The organism is Halomonas sp. NyZ770 (genome assembly GCF_020616575.1).
Lineage (GTDB): Bacteria > Pseudomonadota > Gammaproteobacteria > Pseudomonadales > Halomonadaceae > Vreelandella > Vreelandella hamiltonii.
In genome coordinates this window covers 3,428,729-3,450,728 of the sequence record NZ_CP085143.1, presented here as the reverse complement: position 1 = coordinate 3,450,728, position 22,000 = coordinate 3,428,729, and the positions used below count along the sequence as shown (strand labels likewise).

19 protein-coding genes are annotated in these 22,000 nt (G+C 62.6%); 7 read left to right on the top strand and 12 right to left on the bottom strand.

All coding sequences use genetic code 11. The annotated features are described in order from the left end of the window. Nucleotides 1-191 precede the first annotated feature (191 nt). Complete coding sequence (mtnK, locus tag LG409_RS15925; protein WP_193461433.1) at nt 192-1,454, top strand: S-methyl-5-thioribose kinase; 1,263 nt, start codon at nt 192-194, stop codon at nt 1,452-1,454. Between the two features lie 501 nt (nt 1,455-1,955). On the opposite strand, the gene LG409_RS15920 is transcribed toward mtnK, so the two are convergent. The 3 genes from LG409_RS15920 to mtnB are packed head-to-tail and all read right to left on the bottom strand — an operon-like array spanning nt 1,956 to nt 3,816. Continuing rightward, nucleotides 1,956-2,504 (bottom strand): 1,2-dihydroxy-3-keto-5-methylthiopentene dioxygenase, encoded by a 549-nt coding sequence (locus LG409_RS15920; RefSeq protein WP_193461432.1) that lies wholly within the window; start codon nt 2,502-2,504, stop codon nt 1,956-1,958. Nucleotides 2,505-2,542: 38 nt separating this feature from the next. Then, nucleotides 2,543-3,229, bottom strand: a complete 687-nt coding sequence (mtnC, locus tag LG409_RS15915) for an acireductone synthase (protein WP_096922047.1) — start codon at nt 3,227-3,229, stop codon at nt 2,543-2,545. Beyond that, nucleotides 3,226-3,816 carry a methylthioribulose 1-phosphate dehydratase gene (mtnB, locus tag LG409_RS15910; protein ID WP_096922048.1) on the bottom strand — a complete coding sequence of 197 codons (591 nt, stop codon included), beginning with the start codon at nt 3,814-3,816 and terminating at the stop codon, nt 3,226-3,228. The genes mtnC and mtnB overlap by 4 nt, the downstream gene beginning before the upstream one ends. 105 nt (nt 3,817-3,921) lie before the next feature. On the opposite strand from mtnB, the gene mtnA reads away from it, so the two are divergent. Next, nucleotides 3,922-4,941: an S-methyl-5-thioribose-1-phosphate isomerase gene (gene mtnA / locus LG409_RS15905; protein ID WP_144980649.1), complete on the top strand. Its 1,020-nt coding sequence runs from the start codon at nt 3,922-3,924 to the stop codon at nt 4,939-4,941. A 13-nt stretch (nt 4,942-4,954) separates the two neighbouring features. On the opposite strand, the gene LG409_RS15900 is transcribed toward mtnA, so the two are convergent. From LG409_RS15900 to LG409_RS15865, 8 genes are all read right to left on the bottom strand, one after another. Then, entirely contained in the window at nt 4,955-5,635 is a 681-nt protein-coding gene (locus LG409_RS15900; protein ID WP_188640496.1) for an RES family NAD+ phosphorylase, read from the bottom strand. After that, nucleotides 5,632-6,033 (bottom strand): MbcA/ParS/Xre antitoxin family protein, encoded by a 402-nt coding sequence (locus LG409_RS15895; protein ID WP_144980646.1) that lies wholly within the window; start codon nt 6,031-6,033, stop codon nt 5,632-5,634. Before LG409_RS15895 ends, LG409_RS15900 begins: the two co-directional genes overlap by 4 nt. A 74-nt stretch (nt 6,034-6,107) precedes the next feature. Further along, nucleotides 6,108-8,228: a DNA helicase RecQ gene (gene recQ / locus LG409_RS15890; protein WP_227407107.1), complete on the bottom strand. Its 2,121-nt coding sequence runs from the start codon at nt 8,226-8,228 to the stop codon at nt 6,108-6,110. A 62-nt stretch (nt 8,229-8,290) separates the two neighbouring features. Continuing rightward, nucleotides 8,291-9,133 carry a carbohydrate ABC transporter permease gene (locus tag LG409_RS15885; RefSeq protein ID WP_227407106.1) on the bottom strand — a complete coding sequence of 281 codons (843 nt, stop codon included), beginning with the start codon at nt 9,131-9,133 and terminating at the stop codon, nt 8,291-8,293. Continuing rightward, nucleotides 9,130-10,014, bottom strand: coding sequence for a carbohydrate ABC transporter permease (locus tag LG409_RS15880; protein ID WP_096922054.1), 885 nt, complete (start codon nt 10,012-10,014; stop codon nt 9,130-9,132). The genes LG409_RS15885 and LG409_RS15880 overlap by 4 nt, the downstream gene beginning before the upstream one ends. Nucleotides 10,015-10,082: 68 nt before the next feature. Further along, nucleotides 10,083-11,342 carry an ABC transporter substrate-binding protein gene (locus tag LG409_RS15875; protein ID WP_446719103.1) on the bottom strand — a complete coding sequence of 420 codons (1,260 nt, stop codon included), beginning with the start codon at nt 11,340-11,342 and terminating at the stop codon, nt 10,083-10,085. A gap of 77 nt (nt 11,343-11,419) precedes the next feature. Beyond that, nucleotides 11,420-12,544, bottom strand: coding sequence for an ABC transporter ATP-binding protein (locus LG409_RS15870; RefSeq protein ID WP_227407104.1), 1,125 nt, complete (start codon nt 12,542-12,544; stop codon nt 11,420-11,422). A 94-nt stretch (nt 12,545-12,638) separates the two neighbouring features. After that, nucleotides 12,639-14,057, bottom strand: a complete 1,419-nt coding sequence (locus tag LG409_RS15865) for a sigma-54 interaction domain-containing protein (RefSeq protein ID WP_227407103.1) — start codon at nt 14,055-14,057, stop codon at nt 12,639-12,641. Nucleotides 14,058-14,344: 287 nt separating this feature from the next. Here LG409_RS15865 and speB point away from each other — a divergent pair, with 287 nt between their 5' ends. The 4 genes from speB to LG409_RS15845 all read left to right on the top strand — a co-directional run bounded on the left by speB (nt 14,345) and on the right by LG409_RS15845 (nt 19,909). Then, nucleotides 14,345-15,295, top strand: coding sequence for an agmatinase (speB, locus tag LG409_RS15860; RefSeq protein WP_227407102.1), 951 nt, complete (start codon nt 14,345-14,347; stop codon nt 15,293-15,295). Nucleotides 15,296-15,432: 137 nt separating this feature from the next. Further along, on the top strand, nt 15,433-16,815 hold the full coding sequence (locus LG409_RS15855; protein WP_227407101.1) for a YjiH family protein: 1,383 nt from the start codon (nt 15,433-15,435) through the stop codon (nt 16,813-16,815). Nucleotides 16,816-16,825: 10 nt separating this feature from the next. Beyond that, on the top strand, nt 16,826-18,454 hold the full coding sequence (locus tag LG409_RS15850; protein WP_227407100.1) for a 5-guanidino-2-oxopentanoate decarboxylase: 1,629 nt from the start codon (nt 16,826-16,828) through the stop codon (nt 18,452-18,454). Nucleotides 18,455-18,463: 9 nt separating this feature from the next. Continuing rightward, the gene (locus LG409_RS15845) at nt 18,464-19,909 is read left to right on the top strand and encodes an aldehyde dehydrogenase family protein (protein WP_227407099.1); all 1,446 of its coding nucleotides are present in this window, start codon (nt 18,464-18,466) and stop codon (nt 19,907-19,909) included. Between the two features lie 16 nt (nt 19,910-19,925). Here the strand turns inward: LG409_RS15845 and LG409_RS15840 are convergent, their stop codons facing one another. Further along, a complete protein-coding gene (locus tag LG409_RS15840; RefSeq protein WP_039175184.1) occupies nt 19,926-20,699 on the bottom strand; it encodes an SDR family NAD(P)-dependent oxidoreductase in 774 nt (257 codons plus the stop codon). A gap of 256 nt (nt 20,700-20,955) precedes the next feature. On the opposite strand from LG409_RS15840, the gene LG409_RS15835 reads away from it, so the two are divergent. Beyond that, a complete protein-coding gene (locus LG409_RS15835; protein WP_039175185.1) occupies nt 20,956-21,936 on the top strand; it encodes a TRAP transporter substrate-binding protein in 981 nt (326 codons plus the stop codon). Nucleotides 21,937-22,000: the final 64 nt, after the last annotated feature.

Below are 22,000 nucleotides of genomic sequence, written 5' to 3'. Positions count from 1 at the left end.
TACCTGTGGGAGGAATACCTGATTGGGTTGGTCAGGTATTACTATAAATCTGCTACAAGAGTTATCCAGAGACGTTGCATTGTTTAACATTTTCCTGGCTGGACAGTCGGTCATGGCAAGAAGCCGCCATGAATTTGACAACCACCGCGCGGTATGACAAACACACAACCATTTCAGGTGAGGGATTGAACGTGGCAGACGAGCAAAGCTATCAGGCGTTGGCAGTGGACACCCTTGGCCAGCGGCTGGGGGGAGTAGAAGCGGTCGCCCGCCGCGTGGGCGGCGACCCGGCACAGTGGCAGATCCGTGAAGTGGGCGATGGCAACCTCAATCTGGTATTCATCGTCACCGGCAGTACCGGTAGCGTGGTGGTCAAGCAGGCGCTGCCCTACGTGCGCATGGTCGGCGAGAGCTGGCCGCTGCCGCTCTATCGCGCCCATTTCGAATACTACGCGCTGGTACGCCAAGCTACGCGTGCGCCTGGCGTGGCCCCAGAGGTGTACCATTTCGACAAGCCCCAGGCGCTGATCGTGATGGAGTATCTTCACCCGCACGTGATTTTGCGGCGCAAGCTGATCAGCGGCGAGCGGGTGGCTCGGCTAGGGGAGGCCATCGGTGAATTCTGCGCCCGCACGGCGTTTCGCGGCTCGGAGCTTTCCATGGCGAGCCCAGAGAAAAAAGCCGATGTGGGCCTGTTCTCGGGCAATGTCGCGATCCCCGCGATTACCGAATCACTGGTGTTCACCGACCCCTACTACGGCGCCGAGATGAACCGCCACACGCCCGAGCTCTCGCCCGTGGTGGACGCACTACGCCGCAACGCGCCTTTGAAAGCCAAAGTGCAGCGGCTGTTGATGAAGTTCACCGCCAACACCGAAACCATGCTGCACGGTGATTTGCACTCCGGCTCCATCATGGCCACCGACACCAGCGTGCGGGTCATCGACCCCGAGTTTTCCCAGTATGGCCCCCTGGCGTTCGACCTGGGCATGGCCGTGGCCAATTTCTTCATGGCCTACTTCAGCCAGCCAGCCCACCGCCAGGCAGACGAGCTGGAAGCGTATCAAGCCTGGATTCTCTCGGTGATCAGCGACTGCTTTACCCGCTTCGATGAGGAGTTTCGTCACCTCTGGCAAACCGAGCGGACCGGTATTCTGTTCCCCAGGTCGCTATTCGAAGAGCAGGGCAACAGCGCCGACGACGCCTGCGATGCCCTGCTGGATGAGATTCGTGAAGATGCGCTGGCCTACTGCGGCATCGAAATGCATCGCCGCGTACTGTCGCTGGCCCACAACGCCGATTTCGAAGAGATCGAAGACACCGCCTTGCGAGCTGAGTTGGAAGCACGCAACGTGCTGATGGGCCAAACGCTGATCATGGAACCGCAAGCCTACCGAGACCTCGACGCGCTGACGGAACTCGCCAAAACGTTCAATCAGAAAACGGTGTTGTAAGCGTCTTTCCATTGATTCAGTGGCATCTTCGGCACCGCTGTGCGGTGCTTCGCGGGTGCGCTTCGCTTACGCCGCGCTACGGGTGCCCATCTTGAGCTTGGAGAAACGCCGTAGCGCGGCGTAACGAATCTTGCTCGGCACGAGCAAATGAGGCACCCGCGAGGGCGGCGGCAGCCGCCTGGGTGGGGCTGCTGTGGAGGATCAACGCTCGGTGGCACCTTCGGCACCGCTGTGTGGTGCTTCGCGGGTGCGCTTCGCTTACGCCGCGCTACGGGTGCTCTGCTTGAGTTTTGAGAAGCCTTGTAGCGCGGCGTAACGAATCTTGCTCGGCACGAGCAAATGAGGCACCCGCGGGGGCGGCGGTAGCCGCCTGGATAGGCCAGAATGAACGATCAACTCTCGGTGGCACCTTCGGCACCGATGTGCGGTGCTTCGCGGGTGCGCTCCGCTTACGCCGCGCTACGGTTTATCCTTCACCCTTCACCCTTCACCCTTCATCGCTCAAAGCTGATCTAAACGATCGAATTTTCCGGCGATGTCGCTTTCGGTCCAGTGGGGGACCCAGCCTTCCACGTTGTCGAAGAAGCGCAGCGCGGTGAATGCCGGCTCGGGGCCCATGTCGAACCAGTGCGGGGTGTTGGCGGGCACGCTGATCAGGTCGTTGCGGGTGCAGAGCACTTGGTAGACCTTGTCGTCGATGTGCAGGCAGAACAGCCCCTGGCCTTTGACGAAGAAGCGAACTTCGTCTTCATGGTGGCGGTGCTCGTTCAGGAACTTCTGGCGCATCGCTTCCTTGTCCGGGTGGGTGGGCACCATGTGCAGCACGTCGACGGTCTGGTAGCCACCCTTGGCTTTGACCCGGTCGATATCTTCCTGATAGAGCGCCAGGATCTCTTCCTGGGTGGCATCGTCGGCAATCTCGCCCGGCGCTGCCCAGCGTTCGAACAGAACGCCCACGCGGTTCAGTTCGGCGGCGATTTGCGCGCCGTCCGTGGTATCCAGAAGCGCATCGTTAGGGTTTTGATCGGCAAAGACTTTCAGTTGTGACATCAATGACTCCTGAAATAAGCAATGGTCAACCGTTGCCGCTAGACGGCAATCTCGTCGAAGCGTGCGACGCAGGTGTGGTGTGTACCCGGCTGGGTGCCTTCACGTACCAGCTGCCGGGTTTGCATGCCCGCCTGTTCAGCGGCATCCAGCTCTTCGACGACATCTGACAAGAACAGCACCGTTGCGGGCGGCAGGTCAAGGGTGTCGAGGATACGCTGATACGAGGCGGCTTCGCGCTTATGGCCAACATGGGTGTCGAAGTAGCCGCTGAACAGCGGGGTCAAATCTCCCTCGTCACTGTAGCCAAACAGCAGCTTCTGCGCCTGCACCGAGCCTGACGAGTACACGTACAGCGCCTTGCCCTCCGCCTGCCACTGGCGCAGCGCCGGAGCCACATCGGCGTATAAGTGGCCGGTGAAGTCGCCACGCTGGTAGCCGTCGGCCCATACCATGCCCTGCAGGGCTTTCAGCGGCGTCACTTTCTGGTCGGTATCGATCCAGTGCAGCAGCGTCGCAATCACCGCTTCCAGCGTGGCCTCAGGGGCCTGCATGTCGCTGCGCACGGCGTCGATTTGCTCGGCCACGGCAGGCGTGGCTGCGTTCTCGCGCAGAAAATCAGGCAGCTTGGCGTAGGCGTAAGGGAACAGCACTTTATGAACGAAATTGATATCGGTGGTGGTGCCTTCGATATCGGTCACGATAGCGCGAATGGTTGATTGACTCATTGGGACCACCGGCTCTCTTCCAGTACACAGGCAAGTAAGAATTCGATGGCTTCCAGGTGGCGGCGGCAGCTGGCAATGCTGTCGCCCACGGCATAGATGCCGTGTCCCGCCACGAGAAAGCCCCAGGGCATTGGCCAGCCCTGGCGAACGTGCCTGGCCAGCTCCTCCATGTCCTGGGAGTTGGGCACCACCGGCAGGCGAATCGTTGCATCATGCGTCGCGTTACCCGCCAACGCCTTTTGCATCTCGAAACCGCTCAGTTCGATGCCGTCGGGAAAGCGTCGCGACAGCACGGTGCTGGCCACGGTGTGGGTGTGCAGAACGCAGTGAATGTTCGGGTCTAGCCGGTACAGCGCGGCGTGCAGGTCGCTTTCGGCGCTGGGTTTGCCGCTACCTTCCAGCACGCGGCCTTCCAGGTCGCAGAGCAGCAGGTCATCGGCCTGGATGCGGGTTTTATCCCGCCCGGACGCCGTGACCCAGTAACCAGCCTCGGTACGCGCGGAAAAATTGCCGCCGGTGGCGGGGGTCCAGCCTTGCTGCGCTGCCCAGCCAATGGCGTCCAGCAGTTCGGTGTGTAAGGTAGTCATAAGGCCTGCATCGTCTCATCCAATGGGCATCATTCTATATGATAAGCTTCGCGCCTGATAAGCCGCGCGCCGAGTTCACCGGTTCAAGACCTCAAGGAGCCCTTCATGGTTACGTTACAGTCACGCAGTTTACGAGTGCATGCCGACGCCCTCGAATACCTGGACCAGACCCGGCTCCCCCAGGCCGAAGAGTGGGTGCGCTGCGACTCTCCCGAGGCGTGGCAGCACGCCGTCAAGCATCTTGCCATTCGCGGGGCGCCGTTGATTGGCTTGAGCGCGGCGTTCGTACTGGCCCAGTATGCGGCTCGCCATCCGCAAAGTGAGTGGCAGTGGGTGAGTGATCGCTTGCGGGCGACGCGCCCCACGGCGGTGAACCTGATGTACTGCCTGGACGCCATGGAAGCCTGCTTTGCCCAAGGCGCGCACGCCCTGGCCGAGCGTGCCCAAGCGCTGTTCGAAGAGGACCGCGCGCTGTGTCAGCGCATGGCCGAGCGGGGCGCTGACCTGTTGGCCTCCGGCGACCGGGTGCTGACCCACTGCAACACCGGCGCGCTGGCCACGGCGGGCGTAGGCACCGCGATCGGCGCGCTGGCCATCGCCAAACAGCGCGGCGTGGCGCTGCAGGTCTACGTGGATGAAACCCGTCCGCTGCTCCAGGGCGGCCGTTTGACCGCCTGGGAAATGGCCGATTTAGGCATTCCCTACCAGCTGATCACCGACAGCATGGCGGCCAGCCTGATGGCGGCGGGCAAGGTGGATAAGGTGATGGTGGGGGCGGATCGCATCTGCGCCAACGGCGACTTTGCGAACAAAGTGGGCACTTACATGCTGGCGGTGGCGGCACACTACCATCAGGTACCGTTCTACGTGGTGGCCCCCTACACCACGGTCGACCCCGCCTGCGCGACCGGCGCGGCGATTCCCATCGAGCAGCGCGATGGCGCGGAGGTGCGCGGTGCCGCCGGCGCGTTTGGCGAGGTGGTGTGGGCGCCCAGCGATGCACCAGTGTGGAACCCGGCGTTTGATGTAACCCCGGCCTCACTGGTCACCGCCTGGATTCTGGATACCGGCGTGTTCGACGCCGCCGCTATTGCCCAGGGCGAGCATCTGCGAGGATGGCGTTAACGTTCCGGCAGGCTCATTCCAGCAGCGTCAGCTCGTACACATGGCGAATTCGCTGGCCGTCCCAATCGTACCCGAGATGACGGCCTTGCCGAGTGGCGGAGAGTACCGGGGGCCTTAGCACGGCCGCGCACTGGCCGCCGGGGTCGCGAACGCTGGGGTACACGATGCCATCTGCCTGTTGATCCCAGGCGTTTCTACCCAGAGCTTGCCCGGCAGACCAGCTATCTGGGGCGAGCAGGGGCGCTGCGTCGCGGTGGCCCCGCAAGTCAATCAGTTGGCCCATCACATCGGAGAGATAGACGCGCTGCTGCAGCATCATGGGCGGCTCGTTGGACTCTCCCATGAAGCGCTCTGCGTGGTACAGGGTTTCCGCAATGGCGGTGGCTTCGGTGAGTGCGCAGTAGTAGGCACCAAAGGTGCCATCGCTGAACCGCGAACCGGAGGCAGAGAAATGGCAAAACGCCGCCATGACGGGAGACCAGCCTGGCCCATAACGGCGGTCGCCGTCGCGCACTAGGTGAATCGCGCCCGCCTCTTCACGAAGCCTGGCAGAGGTCTCGCCTTCCAGTTCGTTGAGCAAATCCCAGTCGTCCGTGTGGCTGTTGACGCCTTCGAACAGGTCGATCGGTGGGAAACGTGAAGGGATAACGCGATAGCTTGGCCGCCATGTGACGTTGCTGAGCGGGAAGTTCATACATGGCCCCCTCCACGTGCGGCATCCAGGTGCTGGCGAACGACATAGAGGTCGGAAACGTGACCACTCAACAGGCGCTCCATGGGCGTGTGGCCAGCAAACAGGGGATTGCTGTTGGCTCGTTTTAGCCAGCTATCGGCGGCCTCCTGGTTGGGGAGCAGGATATGCAGCGCCTTGTAGATGCCCAGAATCAGCGACATGCGCTCAAGATGGTTGGCATCCAGGCGGGCTTGCTCGGGGGCTTGCTTCCAGCGTCGGTAAGTCGAGTCGGGCACGCCGAGTAACAAGGCGGCTTCGCTCTCTTTCAGGCCCCAGTGGCGGGATATGTTGGGATACGTGCGCATGGCAGCAGCTCCCATGTCGCGGCGCTTGGTAGCGGTGTTGTGCTGAATGGCCATATCGCGTCTCCTCTCTTGTATAGAGAGTACACCAATTGAGCGGTTTTATAAAAAAAGCGCTCAATTGGTGGCGACTAACGTCGGGCAGCCATGGAAGCCCGTACGCAATGCAGTATCGGATAATCCACACGCCCCTCCAGCGCCTCGAACACCACTTTCAGCCCCTGGCCTGGAAACTGCTCGAAGGCGGCGTGAATCTGGGCCAGGGTCGCCGGGTCCAGGTTGACCACCTCTTCCAGGGCCAGTTCGCCGCCTTGAATGGCATCGCTCAAATGGCGGTAGACCGTGTTGGCGGCCAGCCCGCGCTGCTCGGCGACTTGTTCGGGGGTTAGCCCCTGGCGCAGCAGCGTGGCGGATTCCATGGCGCTATTGCCGATGTCGGTAGGCGCTTCGGGCTCATTGGGGTGCGCCAGTACCACCGCCAGAAATCCTTCGCCGTAATCGGCCAGCTTGCGCGCGCCGATGCCCGAGATGGCGCCCAGCGCCTGCAGCGTTTGCGGTTTTTGCGCTACCAGCTCGGCCAGGGTGGCGTCGTTGAAGATCACGTAGGCGGGTACGCCCTGGGCATCGGCTAGCGCTTTGCGATGCTGGCGCAGCGCTTCCCACAGTACGCCATGGCCCTTGGCGGCGGATGCCCCTTTGGCTCCGCGCCGCGCAGGCTTGCTGGGTTTGCGCAGGGTGAGACTTTGCTCGCCGCGCAGTATGGGCCTGGCGTTGGCGGTGAGCTTGATCGCGCCATGGCCCTCCATGTCCACGCTCAGATAGCCGCTGGCGATCAGCTGACGAAACAGCGCTTTCCACTCGCTGGCGGTGAGCTCCTGGCCGATGCCGAAGGTGCTCAGGCTGTCGTGGCCAAAGCGGCTGATACGCTCGTTGCGCTTGCCGAGCAGCACCTCCACCAGATAAGTGACGCCAAAGCGCTGTTCGGTGCGGTAGACACACGACAGCGCCTTCTGCGCGGCCACGGTGGCCTCCCAGGTGTCAGGCGGGGTGAGGCAGTTATCGCAGTTGCCGCAGGGTTCGTCTAGCGAATCGCCAAAGTAGTGGAGCAGCGCCTGACGGCGGCAGCTGATGATCTCGCAGAGCCCCAGCATGGCATCGAGCTTCTGTTGTTCGATGCGCTTCTGCTGGTCGGCGGCACTGGAGTCCTGCTGCATCTGGCGCAGGGTGATCACGTCCTGAAGGCCGTAGGCCATCCAGGCATCGGCGGGCAGCCCATCGCGTCCGGCGCGGCCGGTCTCCTGGTAGTAGGCTTCGATGCTTTTGGGCAGATTGAGGTGCGCCACGAAGCGCACGTCGGGTTTGTCGATGCCCATGCCGAAGGCAATGGTGGCGACGATCACCACGCCATCTTCGCGCAGAAAACGGGTTTGATGCTGCTGGCGCTGCTCGGCGGGCAGCCCGGCATGGTAGGGCAGCGCGGTGAGTCCCTGGCGCGCCAGCCAGGCGGCGGTTTCTTCCACCTTGCGCCGAGAGAGGCAGTAGACGATGCCTGCTTCGCCGTCGTGGTGCTCGCGTATGAAACTCAGCAGCTGCTCTTTGGCATTGCCCTGATTTTCTGCGATGTGGTAGCGAATATTGGGGCGGTCGAAACCGTTGTTGTAGAGCGCGGCTTCTTGAAGCTGCAGGTGCTCCATGATGTCGTGCCGGGTGGGCACGTCGGCGGTGGCGGTGAGCGCGATGCGCGGCACGTCGGGAAAACGCTGGTGCAGGTGGGAGAGCTGGCGATACTCGGGGCGGAAATCGTGCCCCCACTGGGAAACGCAGTGGGCCTCGTCAATGGCGAACAGCGCGATACGCGTCTGCTCCAGCAGCATCTGCATGCGCGCCGTGGCCAGCCGCTCGGGCGCGATGTAGAGCAGGTCCAGCTCGCCTGCGCGCAGGCGGTTCTCCACCTCCATCGCCTCATGCATCTCGAGGCTGGAGTTGAGGTAGGCGGCGCGCACCCCGTTCTGGATTAGCGCGGCCACCTGGTCCTGCATCAGCGCGATGAGCGGCGAGACCACGATGGCGGTGCCGGCGCGCAGCAGCGCCGGGATCTGATAGCACAGCGATTTGCCGCCGCCGGTGGGCATCAGCACCAGCGCGTCTCCGCCGCCCGTCACGTGCTCGATGATGGCCTGCTGGGGGCCACGAAAGCGCTCAAAGCCAAAGACTTCTTGCAGTACCTTGAGGGCTGCCGGGTCGCCGTGCATCGCTGCTCTCCTTGTCGTGTGCGTGAAGGCGAATTGTCGCACGAAAACCCGAGTGAGTTGGGTTAGCGAATCCCCGCCCGTAAAAACGACTGCACGAACTGGCGCTGGAACAGCAGAAAAGCCACCAGCAGCGGCGCAATACTCAGCAGCGTGGCAGCGCTGACGGTGGCCCAGTTGACGCCGGTTTCTGGCGCGGAGAACACGCCCAATCCCACCGTCAACGGGCGGCTCTCCACGGAGTTGGTCACCACCAGCGGCCACAGGAAGTTGTTCCAGTGGTGGCTGATCGACACCAGCCCGTAGGCCAGATAGGTGGGCTTGGCCAGCGGCACGTAGACCTTCCACAGAATTTCCAGCCAGCCACAGCCCTCGATACGGGCGGCGTCCTCCAGCTCTCGGGGGATGGTCTTGAAGGTCTGACGCAGCAGGAAAATGCCGAAGGCGCTGGCCACGTAGGGCAGGCCAATGCCGGTGATGGTATTGATCAGCCCCAGCTCGCTGGCGATACGGTAGTTTTCGACGATCAACACTTCGGGAAACACGAACAGCTGAATCAGTACCAGCATGAACAGCAGGTTCTTGCCGGGGATCGGAAAGCGGGCAAAGGCAAAGGCGGCCAGCGTGCAGACCACGAACTGGGCCAGTACCACGCCGGTCACCAGCGCGAAGGTGTTCAGGTAGTAACGTGCAAAGGGGGCCTGGGCCCAGGCGTTCGTGAAGTTGTCCAGCGTCAAAGGCGCCAGCAGGTCGAAACGTACCATGTAGGCGGGCGGGTGAATCGCGGCCCACACCGCGTAAAGCAGCGGAAAGATCCAGATCACGGCCAGCAGCCAGGCCGCCAGGGTTTCCAGGCGGGGCAGCGCCAGGGTGCGCCGTGGCGTCACCGGAAGAGAGGAGGTGCTCATTGGTAGTGCGTCCTGCGGTCCAGAATCGTGAACTTCAGCGTGGCCACCACCGCCAACACCAGCAGAATGACCACGGTGATGGTGGCCGCCATGGTGCGGTCGAAGAACGAAAAGGCGTTCTCGTAGACGTAATAAAGCAGCAGGTTGGTGGCGTTATTGGGCCCGCCCTTGGTCAGAATGAACAGGTGGTCGACCACCCGCACCGCATTGATCAGCGCGTTGATCAGTACGAACAGCGTGGTGGGCATCAGCAGGGGAAACGTCACTCGCCAAAAGAAGCTCCAGCGGCTCGTGCCCTCCAGGTCAGCGGCTTCCTTGAGCTCCGGGGGGATGGCCTGTAGCGCGGCCAGGTAGAAGATCATGAAAAAGCCCGCTTCTTTCCACACCGACATGACGATGACCGACCCCAGCGCCACGCCGGGGTCGCCCAGCCAGTTCACCCCGGCAAACCCCAGGGCGCCGAGCAGCTTGTTGAATAGCCCTATCTGCGGGGCGTAGAAAAACATCCAGATATTGGCGGCGGCGATCATGGGCAGAATGGTGGGCGTGAAATAGGCCATGCGAACCAGCCCGCGCCCAGGTAGGCGGGCATTGACCAGCAGCGCCATGCCCAGTGCCAGCGCCATGGAAGTGGGAACCGTGCCCAGCGCGTACAGCAGGTTGTTGCGGGCGACTTTCCAGAACGTCGGGTCGTCCATCAGCACGCGATAGTTGTCGAGCCCGACGAAGGCGGCGGGCTCGCCGCGAAAGCCGGGCAGAAAAAGGCTGTTGATCACGGTGGTGACCGTGGGCAAGTAGGCAAACGCAGTGAGCAGCAGCGCCGCGGGCAGAAGCAGCAGGGCGCCGTAAAGCTGCATCGTTCGATGGGCGTTCAGATTCATGGGGCCGCCGTGATGAGAAAAAGCCGGGGCGAACCCCGGCGAGCATGGAAACGTCCGCCTATCGGCACTTACCGGGCATAGCGGCGCAGCGCCGCATCGGCCTCACGCTGGGCCTGGCTCAGCGCGTCGGCAGGGCTCATTTGCCCTGTCAGTGCGGCTTGCACGGCGTTATCCAGGGCACGGCGCACGCGGCCACCCTGGTAGGTAGAGAGTTCGGCAGTGCCGTGTTCGAGCTGGTCCCGTGCCACGGCGGCAGGGGCGAATTCTTCCACGTAATGCTGCAATGCCTCGGTGTCATAGGCGGCGGGGCTGACGCCCATGTAGCCGGTTTCGATGGACCAGGCGGCGGCACGCTCGGGGGCGGTCATCCAGCGGATGAAGGTCATCGCTGCGCGCTGCTCCTCTTCACTGGCATCTTCGAAGATGTAGAAGTTGCCGCCACCGGTGGGGCTGCCGCGCTGGGTCTTCATGGGCAGCATGGCGACGCCAAACTCGAAATTGGCCTCGTTGCGTACCGCGGTCAGGTTACCCGTGGTGTGCCACATCATGGCGGTGGACTGCTCGAGGAAGTTCTGGCGCAGGGTACCCCACTCGATGGTGCCACTGGGCATGGCGTCATGCTCGGTGGCCAGCGACACCCAGTATTCGAGGGCTTCGATGGCGGCCGGGTCGTCAAAATAGACCTCGGTGCCATCGTCGTTCATCAGGCGATGGCCGTTCTGGAAGGCAAAGGCCTGGAACATCCAGTAGGGGTAGCCGGTGGATGGCACCATCACGCCCCACTGCTCACCGTTCGAGGCTTCGCGTACGGCGGCGGCCATCTCGGCCATCTCTTCCCAGTTTTCCGGCGGCGTTTCCGGGTCCAGGCCAGCGGCTGCAAAGGCGTCCTTGTTCCAGAACAGCACGATGGTGGAGCGCTGGAAGGGAATGCCGTAGGTCTTGCCATCCAACTGACCGTTCTCCATCAGGCCGGGGTAGAAGCCATCCAGCCACGCTTGCTCTTCCTCGGTGTCGATGAGGTCATCAAAGGCCACGATGGCGTTCTGCTCGATCAGCTCGTACAGGTCGATGGAGAACAGCACCGAGAGCTGAGGCGCATCCCCTGCTTCCATGGCGGACATGGCGCGCACGCGGGTGTCGTCGTAGTTGCCTGCGTAGATGGCTTCCACGTTGATGTCCGGATATTCGCTTTCGAATTCAGCCACCAGGCCATCGATCACGTCGGTCAGTGCGCCCCCCACCGACACCGGGTAGTACATCGTCAAATCGATGGTATCCGCCTGAACCTGAGCGGCGCCCAGTGCGCTGGCAAGCAGGGCGCCGGACATCAAGGGATGAGAAACTCGCATGGCTGACTCCTCGAAGAGTGGGTGATGTCGCAAGGGTTGTGGGGTGGTGAGCAAACTCAGTGCTGAAAAGAGCCCACCGTCGGCGGGCGCGGAATGGTGCGATACGGCGTGAGTTCCAGCGCCGACAGGTCGTCCCGGCGTGTGCCGGAGGGGTCGAACAGGTGGGCCTTGTCTGCCGACCAGAACAGTCGGCAGGGCTGGCCCGTCAGGCGGTGTTTGCCGCCCAGCCGCACACGCAGGGTGTGCTGCCCGACGCTCACATGGGCAATGGTGTCGGCGCCCAGATACTCTTCGCTTTCCACCTGGCCGGGCAGGCCAGCCGCCGAGGCCCCGCGCAGTTCGATATCCTCGGGGCGAATGCCCAACTGGCCGCCTGCCGCGGGCAACGGGGCAACGGGGGTGGTGGGTTCGCCTTCGATCACCGCTCCCTGTGCCCCGGCCACCAGCGGCAGCAGGTTCATGGCCGGGCTGCCGATGAAGCTGGCCGCGAAGGCGCTGGCGGGCTGGTTGTAAAGCTCGTCGGGTGTGCCGTCCTGCACGATATGTCCTTGTTGCATCAAGATCACACGGTCTCCCATGCTCATGGCCTCTACCTGGTCGTGAGTGACGTAAACCACCGTCATATCGAGTCGTGATTGCAGGGCTTTGATCTCCCTGCGCATATCGCTGCGCAGCCGCGCATCCAGGTTGGACAGCGGCTCGTCCATCAAACAGATGGGGTGTTCGGAAATGATGGCGCGCGCCAACGCCACCCGCTGGCGCTGACCGCCGGAAAGCTGTGCCGGTTTGCGGTGCAGATAATCCGTCAGGTCCACCAGCTCGGCCACCTGGGCCAGGCGCTGCTGCCGTTCTGCCTTCGCTACCTTGCGGCTGCGCAGGCCAAAGACGATATTGTCGGCCACGCTCAAGTGCGGAAATAGCGCATAGGACTGAAACACCATGCTCAGACCACGGTCGCCGGGCGGCAGGTGGGTCACGTCCCGTTCGCCGATATGGATGCGGCCACTGCTGGCGTCGTCCAGCCCTGCCAGCATGCGCAGGGTGGTGGATTTTCCACAGCCTGACGGCCCCAGCAGAATGACGAACTGCCCGGGCTGAATATCGAAGGAAATGTCGTTGACTGCCGTGGTCGCGCCCCAGTGCTTGGAGACGCCTGCCAGGCGAATGCGCGATTGGTTCATGGCTCTCATCCGTCATGCGTGGCGACGATCTAGAGTGAGAGCAAGGTGTTGCGTTTGTATGACGCCTGGATGTCAGGTTGATGTCGTGAGGCGGTCACGGGGTGATCTTGATGCCGTAACGCTGCAGGCGGCGCACGACGCTGGATTGGCTGATGCCCAAACGTTTGGCGATGGCATACGTGCTGGGCAGAGTGCTGCACAGTTGGCTCAAGGTCTCGCGCTCGATGCGCGCCAGGTACTCCTTCAGGCTTTCGTCCTGTTGCAGAGACGCTGCTGGGGACGTCAGCCACGCAGTGGGCAGCGGTGTGTCGGGTGGCTCAGAGGCCGAAGGTGCCGCGGGCGCTTCGATCTGGTCGCCGGGGCTTGAGAGCCAGGCTCTTTCCAGCCAGTTTTCCAGCTCCCGCACGTTGCCGGGCCAGTCGCTGCCCATCAGCGTCGACCAGGCCGGGTTACTGATGATTTTTTGGCGGCCATAGCGGTGGTTCAGCCGGGTCAGGCAGGCTTCCACCAGCACGGGAATGTCTTCGCGGCGCTCGCGTAGCGGGGGCAGCGTGATGGGGATGACGTTCAGACGATAGTAGAGGTCCAGCCTGAACAGGCCGGTTTCGACGCGTTTGGCCAAGTCCTGATTGGTCGCCACGACCAGCCGGAAGTTGACGCGACGAGCCCGCGTGTCGCCCAACCGGGTCAGGCTGCCATCCTGAATCACTTTCAGCAGTTTGGTCTGCATCAGCAGCGGCAGCTCGCCAATTTCATCCAGAAAGAGCGTACCCCCTTCGGCCTGCTCCAGCAGTCCGGCCTTGCCTTGCCGCGCGGCACCGCTGAAGGCGCCGGGCTGGTAGCCGAACATTTCCGACTCGAACAGGTTTTCCGGGATCGCTGCGCAGTTGACCTCGATGAACGGGCCATGATGGCGCTCGCTCCAGCGGTGGAGCTGCTTGGCAAAGGCCGTCTTGCCCACGCCAGACTCCCCCAGCATCAGCACGTTGGCATCCGATGGTGCCACGCGCTTGAGCAACAGGGCGATTTCCCGCATCACATGGCTTCTGACCTGAAGGTGGTCCAGCGCAGCATCCAGCGCTTGCTCTTCGGCATCGGGGGCGGCCTGGCTGCGCTTCAAGTGTTCACTAAAACGTTTTTGCAGCAGAGCGTATTCGTCCTGCAGCAGCTGAAGGTCGGTCAAATCCCGTGAGCGGCTGACAATGCGCTCCAGCTTGCCGTTGACGAACACGGGGTAGGCTTCGGCAATGACGCGGCGGCCCGTGCCGGTGATTTGCATTAGCTGAGCGGGCTGGCGAGTGCGGATGACTTCCATGGTGATGGACGGTTTCAGAACACCGGCGGCCTGGAGCTGTTGAACGCTGCTGGAAAGCAGCTCCTCCCGTGATACGCCGTATACCGCCTCGGCGCCGGGGCTGATATCCATAATCTGACCGTCGCCGCTGACGATAAAGAAGTGGTCATTGGCGGTTTCCACGATGGTTTGCAGTACGCGCCTGTCGATTTCACTCATGCGTTCCTCCTTATCTACCGCAGCCGCTTTTGTCTCGTTGGATGAACAGGGCGATGCAAATATGACTCATTGATTCATTTTTGCATCGTTTCATTGGCATTGCGATTCATTTTTGCATCGATGGGGCGGTAATCCTCCCTATTTATCAGCGCAGGTGACTTGGCATGGTCTGTGCAGTGGTCTGTGTATTGATCTGTGCATAAACGATGCATGAGCGATATGAGCTGGATAAATCGCTGAAGCGCCAGGCCCGTCAGGCTGGCCACAATAAATCCAAGGAGAGAACGATGTCGGAATTCAATCAGCCGCTGGGCGGCAACACCATGCCGCGCTTTGCAGGCCCTGCCACCATGATGCGCCTGCCCATGCAACAGAGCGCAGCAGGGTTGGACGCTGCGTTCATCGGCATTCCCATGGATATCGGCACCTCCAATCGCCCGGGTACCCGCCTGGGGCCACGCCAGATTCGCGATGAGTCGCGCATGTTGCGCCCCTACAACATGGCCACGGGGGCGGCTCCCTTCGAGCGGCTTCAGGTCGCCGATATCGGTGACGTGCCCATCAACACCTTTCATCTGCCGAAAAGCGTCGACATCATCACCGCCTTCTACGACGACGTGCTGAAGCACGACTGCATTCCTCTCACGCTGGGGGGCGAGCACACGCTGACGCTGCCGATTCTACGCGCCATGGCCAAAAAGCACGGTCCGGTGGGCTTGATTCATATCGATGCCCATGCGGATGTGAACGAGCACATGTTCGGTGAGCCCATTGCCCATGGCACGCCGTTCCGCCGTGCCCAGGAGGAAGGGCTGCTGGCCCGTGACAAGGTCGTGCAAATCGGCCTGCGTGGAACCGGCTATGCCCCGGAAGATTTCGACTGGTGCCGCAAGCAGGGTTTCCGCGTAGTGCCCGCCGAAGAGTGCTGGTACCGCTCGCTGGCGCCACTGATGGCCGAAGTGCGTGAGCAAATGGGCGATACCCCGGTGTACATCAGTTTCGACATCGATGGTCTGGACCCTTCGGTCGCCCCCGGTACCGGCACGGTGGAAATGGGAGGGCTGACCTCTGCTCAAGGGCTGGAAATCGTGCGCGGTGCCGCTGGCTTGAACATCGTGGGCGGGGACCTGGTCGAGGTGTCGCCGCCGTACGACCCCAGCGGCAACACGGCGCTGATGGGCGCCACGCTGCTGTATGAAATGCTTTGCGTACTGCCCGCAGCGCAACGCCGCCCGTAAGCGCTGCCTGCAAAAGTGCCTTGCACCAAGCGCCGACCTGACAAGGCGCGGATGACAATACACATGAAGGGGAGCGGTGCTCCCCTTCAGGACGCCGCCAGCCCACCTCCAATAATCACATCCAATAGGTGAACCGTATGTCACACTCTAAAGCGACGCCGGAAGCATCCGCTTCGTCCACGTCGATACCCCGCGTGCATCTGCTGAAGTTTCTGATTCCTTCGCTGATCGGCGTGCTGCTGTTTCTGATCCCTTTTCAGTTTGGTGAGACCGTCAATATCGGCATGGGGCTGATGGCCGATGGCCTGCAGACCCTGCTGGGTGGGGCGCTGCCTGCCATTGCGCTAGGCGTGCTGTGCGTTTCCGTGATGGTGACGCTGTACGTCAAGCTGGCAAAGCCCGCCTGGGCACGGCAAGGCCACTTCAAGGAGATGTTCGATGTGGGCCCCGTATGGATTGCCATGCGCGTTCTGGGGGCCGTCTTCGTCATCATGACCTTTTTTCAGGTCGGCCCTGAGTTCGTGACGGCGTCCTTTACCGGCGGCGTAATGCTGAACGATCTGGCACCGGTGCTGCTGACGTTCTTCTTTTTCGCTGCGCTGCTGCTGCCGTTTCTGGTCGAGTTTGGTTTCATGGAGTTTATTGGCACCATGGTGCGCAAGCCGTTTCGCGTCATCTTCAACCTGCCGGGTCGCAGTGCCATCGATGCCACCGCTTCCTGGATGGGTTCGGGCACGGTGGGCGTGCTGATCACCTCGCAGCAGTACGAACAGGGCTTTTACAACGGCCGTGAAGCCTCGGTCATTGCCACCAACTTTTCGGTAGCGTCGATTGCGTTCAGTCTGCTGGTGGTCAATTTCGTCAATCTCAATCACCTGTTCATACCGTTCTACTTTACCGTCGTCGTATCCGGGTTGATCGCGGCGGTGATTGTGTCGCGTATCCCGCCGCTGTCGCGTAAATCCGATGACTACCACGAGCCGGTGGGCTGCCAGCTGAGCGAAGAGCGCACTGACAACGTGGGGTTGCTGCGTTACAGCCTGCTGCAGGCCACCCGCCGTGCGGCGGGCGCACCCGGGCCAAAAGCGCTGGCCCGGCTGGCGCTGCTCAACGTCATCGACATCTTCCTGACGCTGTTGCCGCTGGTATTCGCGATTGGCACCGTGGCGCTGATTCTGGCCGAGTTCACGCCGCTGTTTACCTGGCTCTCGTACCCCATGGTGCCGGTGCTGGAGCTGCTGCGCATTCCTGAAGCCCAGGCGGCTGCACCTGCCACGCTGGTAGGCTTCGCGGACATGTTCCTGCCTGCGGTGCTGGCTACCAACATCGAAAGCGAGCTGACCCGCTTCGTGATTGCCTGCCTTTCCATGACCCAGTTGGTCTATATGTCCGAGATCGGTGCGCTGCTGCTCAAGTCGAAGATTCCCATCAAGTTCTGGGAACTGGCCGTGGTGTTCCTGCTGCGTACGGCCATTACGCTGCCGATCATTGCCTTCATGGCCCACACGTTTTTCTTCTAAGGGGCGATGCATGAACGAGTCGAAGACGATGTCCTGCGCCGACCTGTTGATCCACCTGCTGCGCGATACCTACGGCGTGCGGGCGCTGTTTGGCATTCCCGGCGTGCATACCGTGGAGCTGTACCGTGGCCTGGAGGGCAGCGAGGTGGCGCACATCACCCCGCGCCATGAGCAAGGGGCGGGGTTCATGGCCGATGGTTATGCCCGCGCCAGTGGCCAGCCCGGTGTTTGCCTGATCATTACCGGGCCGGGGATGACCAATATGGCCACCGCCATGGGCCAAGCCCTGGCAGACTCCATCCCCATGCTGGTGATCTCCAGCGTCAATCGTCGCGATACGCTGGGCCTGGGCCAAGGGCGGCTGCACGAACTGCCCAGCCAACAGCAGATGATCAGCGGCGTGGCGCGGTTCAGCCACACCCTGCTGGATGCCAGCACGCTGCCGGAGGTACTTGCCCGCGCCTTTGCCGTGTTCAACGGTGCTCGCCCAGGCCCGGTGCACATCGAAATACCCATCGACCTGTTCAATGCACCCGTACCCGTGCCGACCAGTTGGCAAGCGCCAACGCTATACCGAGCGGCCCCCGACCCGGAAGGCGTGGCCGAAGCGGCTCGCCTGCTCCAGGCGGCGAAGCAGCCCCTGGTGCTGCTGGGGGGTGGCTGTGTGTCAGCGCCAGAAGCCGCGCGAGCGCTGGTTGGGCAACTGGATGCGCCCACGGTGACGACCATCAACGCCAAGGGGCTGCTGGGGCGTGATCACCCGCTGGACCTGGGGGCCAATGCCGCGCTGCCTGCCGTCAGGGAGCTGGCTGCCAGTGCCGATGTGATTCTTGCCATAGGCACCGAGCTGGGCGAAACCGACTATGACGTCGTTTTTGACGACGGTTTTCACCTCAACGGCACGCTGATTCGAATCGACCTGGACCCCGAGCAACTGGTGCGCAATCAGCGCACCACGCTGGGTTTGGTGGGTGATGCCGGGCGCAGTTTGGAGCTTCTGCTTGAGCACTTTTCAGCGCCGCTGAAACATCAGGGCGCCGAGCGAACGGCCGCTGCGCTAAACGCATTGGATTTGGCCAATGATCCTGCGTTTCGCGATTTCGTACCGCTTTATGCCGCGCTGGCCGACCACCTGCCTGGGGCCATCCTGGTCGGCGATTCCACCGCACCGGTGTATGCCGGTAACCATCTGGTCAGTCAGCCTGCGCCCAGGCGCTACTTCAATGCCTCTACCGGCTACGGCACCCTGGGCTATGGGCTGCCTGCGGCACTAGGAGCACAGCTAGCCCGGCCTGATCTCCCCGTCGTCGCGCTGGTGGGAGACGGCGGGGTGATGTTTACGCTCTCGGAGCTTGCCACTGCGGTGGAAGCCCGCCTGCCAGTGGTCATCGTGCTATGGCACAACGCCGGTTATGAAGAGATTCGCCGCTACATGGATGCCAACGGCGTGGCCCGCCTGGGGGTCGATATTCAAGCGCCCAATTTTCTCACCCTGGCCGAAGGCTTCGGCTGCCCCGGCTTGCTGGTAGAGAGCCCCGACGAGCTTTCCAGAGCGCTTGCTCAGCGCGTGCCCAGCGGCCCGCTACTGATCGAAATCGACGCCGCTGCCTGGCAGCGGGCGTGCTCACTTCCCGACTAGGACGTTCCCATGCAGACTCTCGACCAGCAGTTCATCAATAATCAATGGGTCGCCTCGGCGGGCACTCGCCTGCTCGATGTGATGAACCCTTACCGCGAAGAGCGTATTGCGCGAGTGACCGGTGGCGATGCGGCAGACGTCGATGCGGCGGTGGCCGCTGCCCGGCAGGCACAGCCCGAGTGGCAGGCGTTGGGCGGGGCAGCGCGGGCCGAGTATCTGACCAGGTTGGCCGAGGCGCTACAGGCACGGCGTGAGGCCTTGATGCAGCTGTCGGCGACCAACAACGGCAAACCGCTGGCCGAGGCAGGGATCGATCTGGACGATGCGATTGCCTGTTACCGCTATTACGCCGCCCAGGCCAAAGCGCTGGATGCGCGCCAGGGAGAGCGCGTCAGTCTCGAAATGGAAGGCGTAGAAGCCCGCACCTATCATGACCCTGTCGGCGTCGTGGGGCTGATTGCGCCCTGGAACTTCCCGCTGGTGACCAGCGCCTGGAAGCTGGCGCCCGCGCTGGCCGCAGGCTGTACGGTGGTGTTCAAACCCTCGGAAGTCACCCCTCTGCCCGAGCGGGTGCTGGCGGAGATCGCGCTGGACATTGGCCTGCCCGCAGGCGTACTGAATCTGCTCAATGGCGACGGTGAAGGCATTGGCGCGCCGCTCACTCACCATGCAGGTGTGGATAAAATCTCCTTTACCGGCAGTAACCGCGTGGGCGAGGCCGTCATGCAGGCCGCCAGCGCGCGCACTGCGAGCGTATCGCTGGAGCTGGGCGGCAAATCCCCCATCCTGGTGATGGACGATGCCGACCCCGCCCAGGCCGCTGACTGGGTGATGGCGGGTATCTACTTCAACGCCGGGCAGATTTGCTCTGCCACCTCGCGACTGCTGGTGCACGAAGACGTTGCCGAGGCGCTCTACGCGGCGCTTGCCGAGCGTATGGACGCGCTGACGCTGGGAGACCCGCTCGCTGAAGGCACCGGCCTGGGGCCGTTGACCAGCGCCAGGCAGCGCGATGCCGTACAGCGCTATCTCGATATTGCCGAGCAGGAAGGGCTGACGGTAGTGCGCGATGTGCGGCATCGCACGCTACCCACCCAAGGCTATTTTCTGGCACCCACGCTTTACCGCGATGTGCCGGTAGAGAGCCGTCTGTGGAAAGAAGAGATCTTCGGCCCCGTGCTTTGCGGTCGCAGCGTGGCAAGCGAGGCCGAAGCCATTCGGCTTGCCAATGACAGTGACTTTGGCCTCGCCGCCACGGTGATCAGCGGTGATCCAGAACGCGCCAAGCGGATTGGCCGCCAGCTGAAAGCGGGCAGTATCTGGTACAACAGCGAGCAGCTCGTGCTGCCCGAAACCGCCTGGGGTGGCTTCAAGCGCAGTGGCATCGGGCGCGAGCTGGGCCCTTGGGGGTTGAGTGCCTACCTGGAAGTGAAGCATGTGGTTGGCCCGGCGTGAGTCGCCGGGCCAACGCTCACGTCTGGTGGCGCAAAATGGTCGGCGCTGACCACTGCTGACACACGGGCATGACTTCCAGGCGGGTGATGTTGACGTGGGCAGGCAGGGAGGCCACATGCAGCGCCTGCGCGGCCACGTCTTCTGGCTGGAGCGGCTGGGCGCCTTCGTAGTAGCGGTCTGCAACGCCCTGGTCGCCCTTCATGCGCACCAGGGTGAACTCGCTGGCCGTCATGCCGGGGGCCAGGTCCGTGACGCGAATGCCCAGCGGGCCCACGTCACAGCGCAGGTTATAGCTGAACTGCTCCACGAAGGCCTTGGTGGCGCCGTAAACATGGCCGCCCGGGTAGGGCGTATTGGCGGCAATGGAGCCCAGGTTGATGATCGTGGCCCCTGGGGTGGAAGCGCTCAGCAGCGGCAGCAGGTGCTTGGTGACGTTGACCAGCCCCTTGATATTGGTGTCGATCATGCGATGCCAGTCTTCCAGCGATGCTTGCGGCGCCGGGTCCTTGCCCAGCGCCAGCCCGGCATTGTTGATCAGCGTATGCACGCGCTGAAAACGCTCGGGCAAGGCCGCCACGACCTCGGCCACCGCCTCGGCGTCGCTGACGTCCAAAGCCGCCGTATGGGTAGGCACGCGCTGTTCGAAGGTGGCCTGCAGCTGCGCCAGGCGGTCCTGGCGCCGCCCGGTCAATACCAGTGCCCAACCCGCGTCGGCAAAAAGATGCGCGCATGCCAGCCCGATGCCGGACGTCGCACCGGTGATGAACACGACCTGCTCGGTTTCGTGCATGGAGAATACTCCCACATTGAATTGTCATGGAACCTCTCGGGGTAGCGCCATTGGGTAACGAACCCGAGCCCTTGAGTATCCATCTTTAGTCGCAGCCTTTCGCAGCGTCCCGGAAAAAGTGCCGCTATGGGGGACATTGCAGCCATCGTCATTGACGAAGCCTGCCTTCTCGAACGCCGATTTGAGCCGTTTGGCGGCTTGTTTCAAGATCGAATCAGTACCACACCCAATAACGACAACCGTAGAGAGCCTTCCCATGCGGAAACAACTGCTTGCCACGCTGGCGACCCTGGGCATGCTGACGACAGCACCGTTCGTTCTGGCTAACCCGATCGAAATCCAAGTCAACAACACCATGAGCGAAGGCGGTTCCGAAAGCGCCGCCGTGGAGCGCTTTGCGGAGTACCTGGAAGAGCAGGCGCCGGGCCGCTTCAACGTTCGCCCTTTCCTGGCGGGCTCGCTGGGAGGCGAGGATGCCATTCTTGAATTGCTCAACCTGGGGCAGACCCAGCTTTCCATTACCGGCGGGAACTGGCGCCAGCAGTATGCGCCTGAGTACGACGCCATTACCGTGCCATTCGTGTTTGCCACCTGGGAAGAGGTGGATGCGTACATGGAGAGCCCCTCTGGGCAGGCGCTGATCGCGCAGGCCGAAAGCCAGGGCGGGCTCAAGTACTTCGGCACCCAGCATCGTGGGCCGCGCCACATGACGGCCAACAAGGCCATCGAAACCCCTGAAGACCTGCGCGGTTTCCGCATGCGCCTACCTTCGTTGCCGGTGTGGCTGGCGGTATGGGAAGAGATAGGTGCCCAGGTGGTCAACGTGCCTGCTCCGGAGATCTACCTGGCCATGCAGACGCGCCAGGTAGACGGCCATGAAAACTCGCTCTCTTCGCCGTATACCCGGCGCTTATGGGAAGTGCAGGACCACATCATTCTGACCAGCCACGTGCAGTTCCCGTGGAACTGGGTGGCCAGTTCGCGGTGGTGGAACGGCCTGGAAGAAGACGATCAAGCGCTGATCGAAGAGGCCATTCACGTGGCGCGTGCCCATGGCTCCGAGCGTGAGCGCGAGCTGGACGAGTACTACCTCGGCGCGCTGGAAGAGCAGGGCATGACCATCATCGAACCGGATATCGAGGCGTTCAGAACCGCTGCGTTGCCTGCCATCGAGCGGGTCATGGCCGATATGGCCGATGGCGTGAGCGAGGACGCCCTCGGGCATCAGGGAGAATGACGCACTAGCGCCAACGCGTCGGGTTCAGCCACGGGGGTGCCCGACACCCCCGTGGCCGTGGATT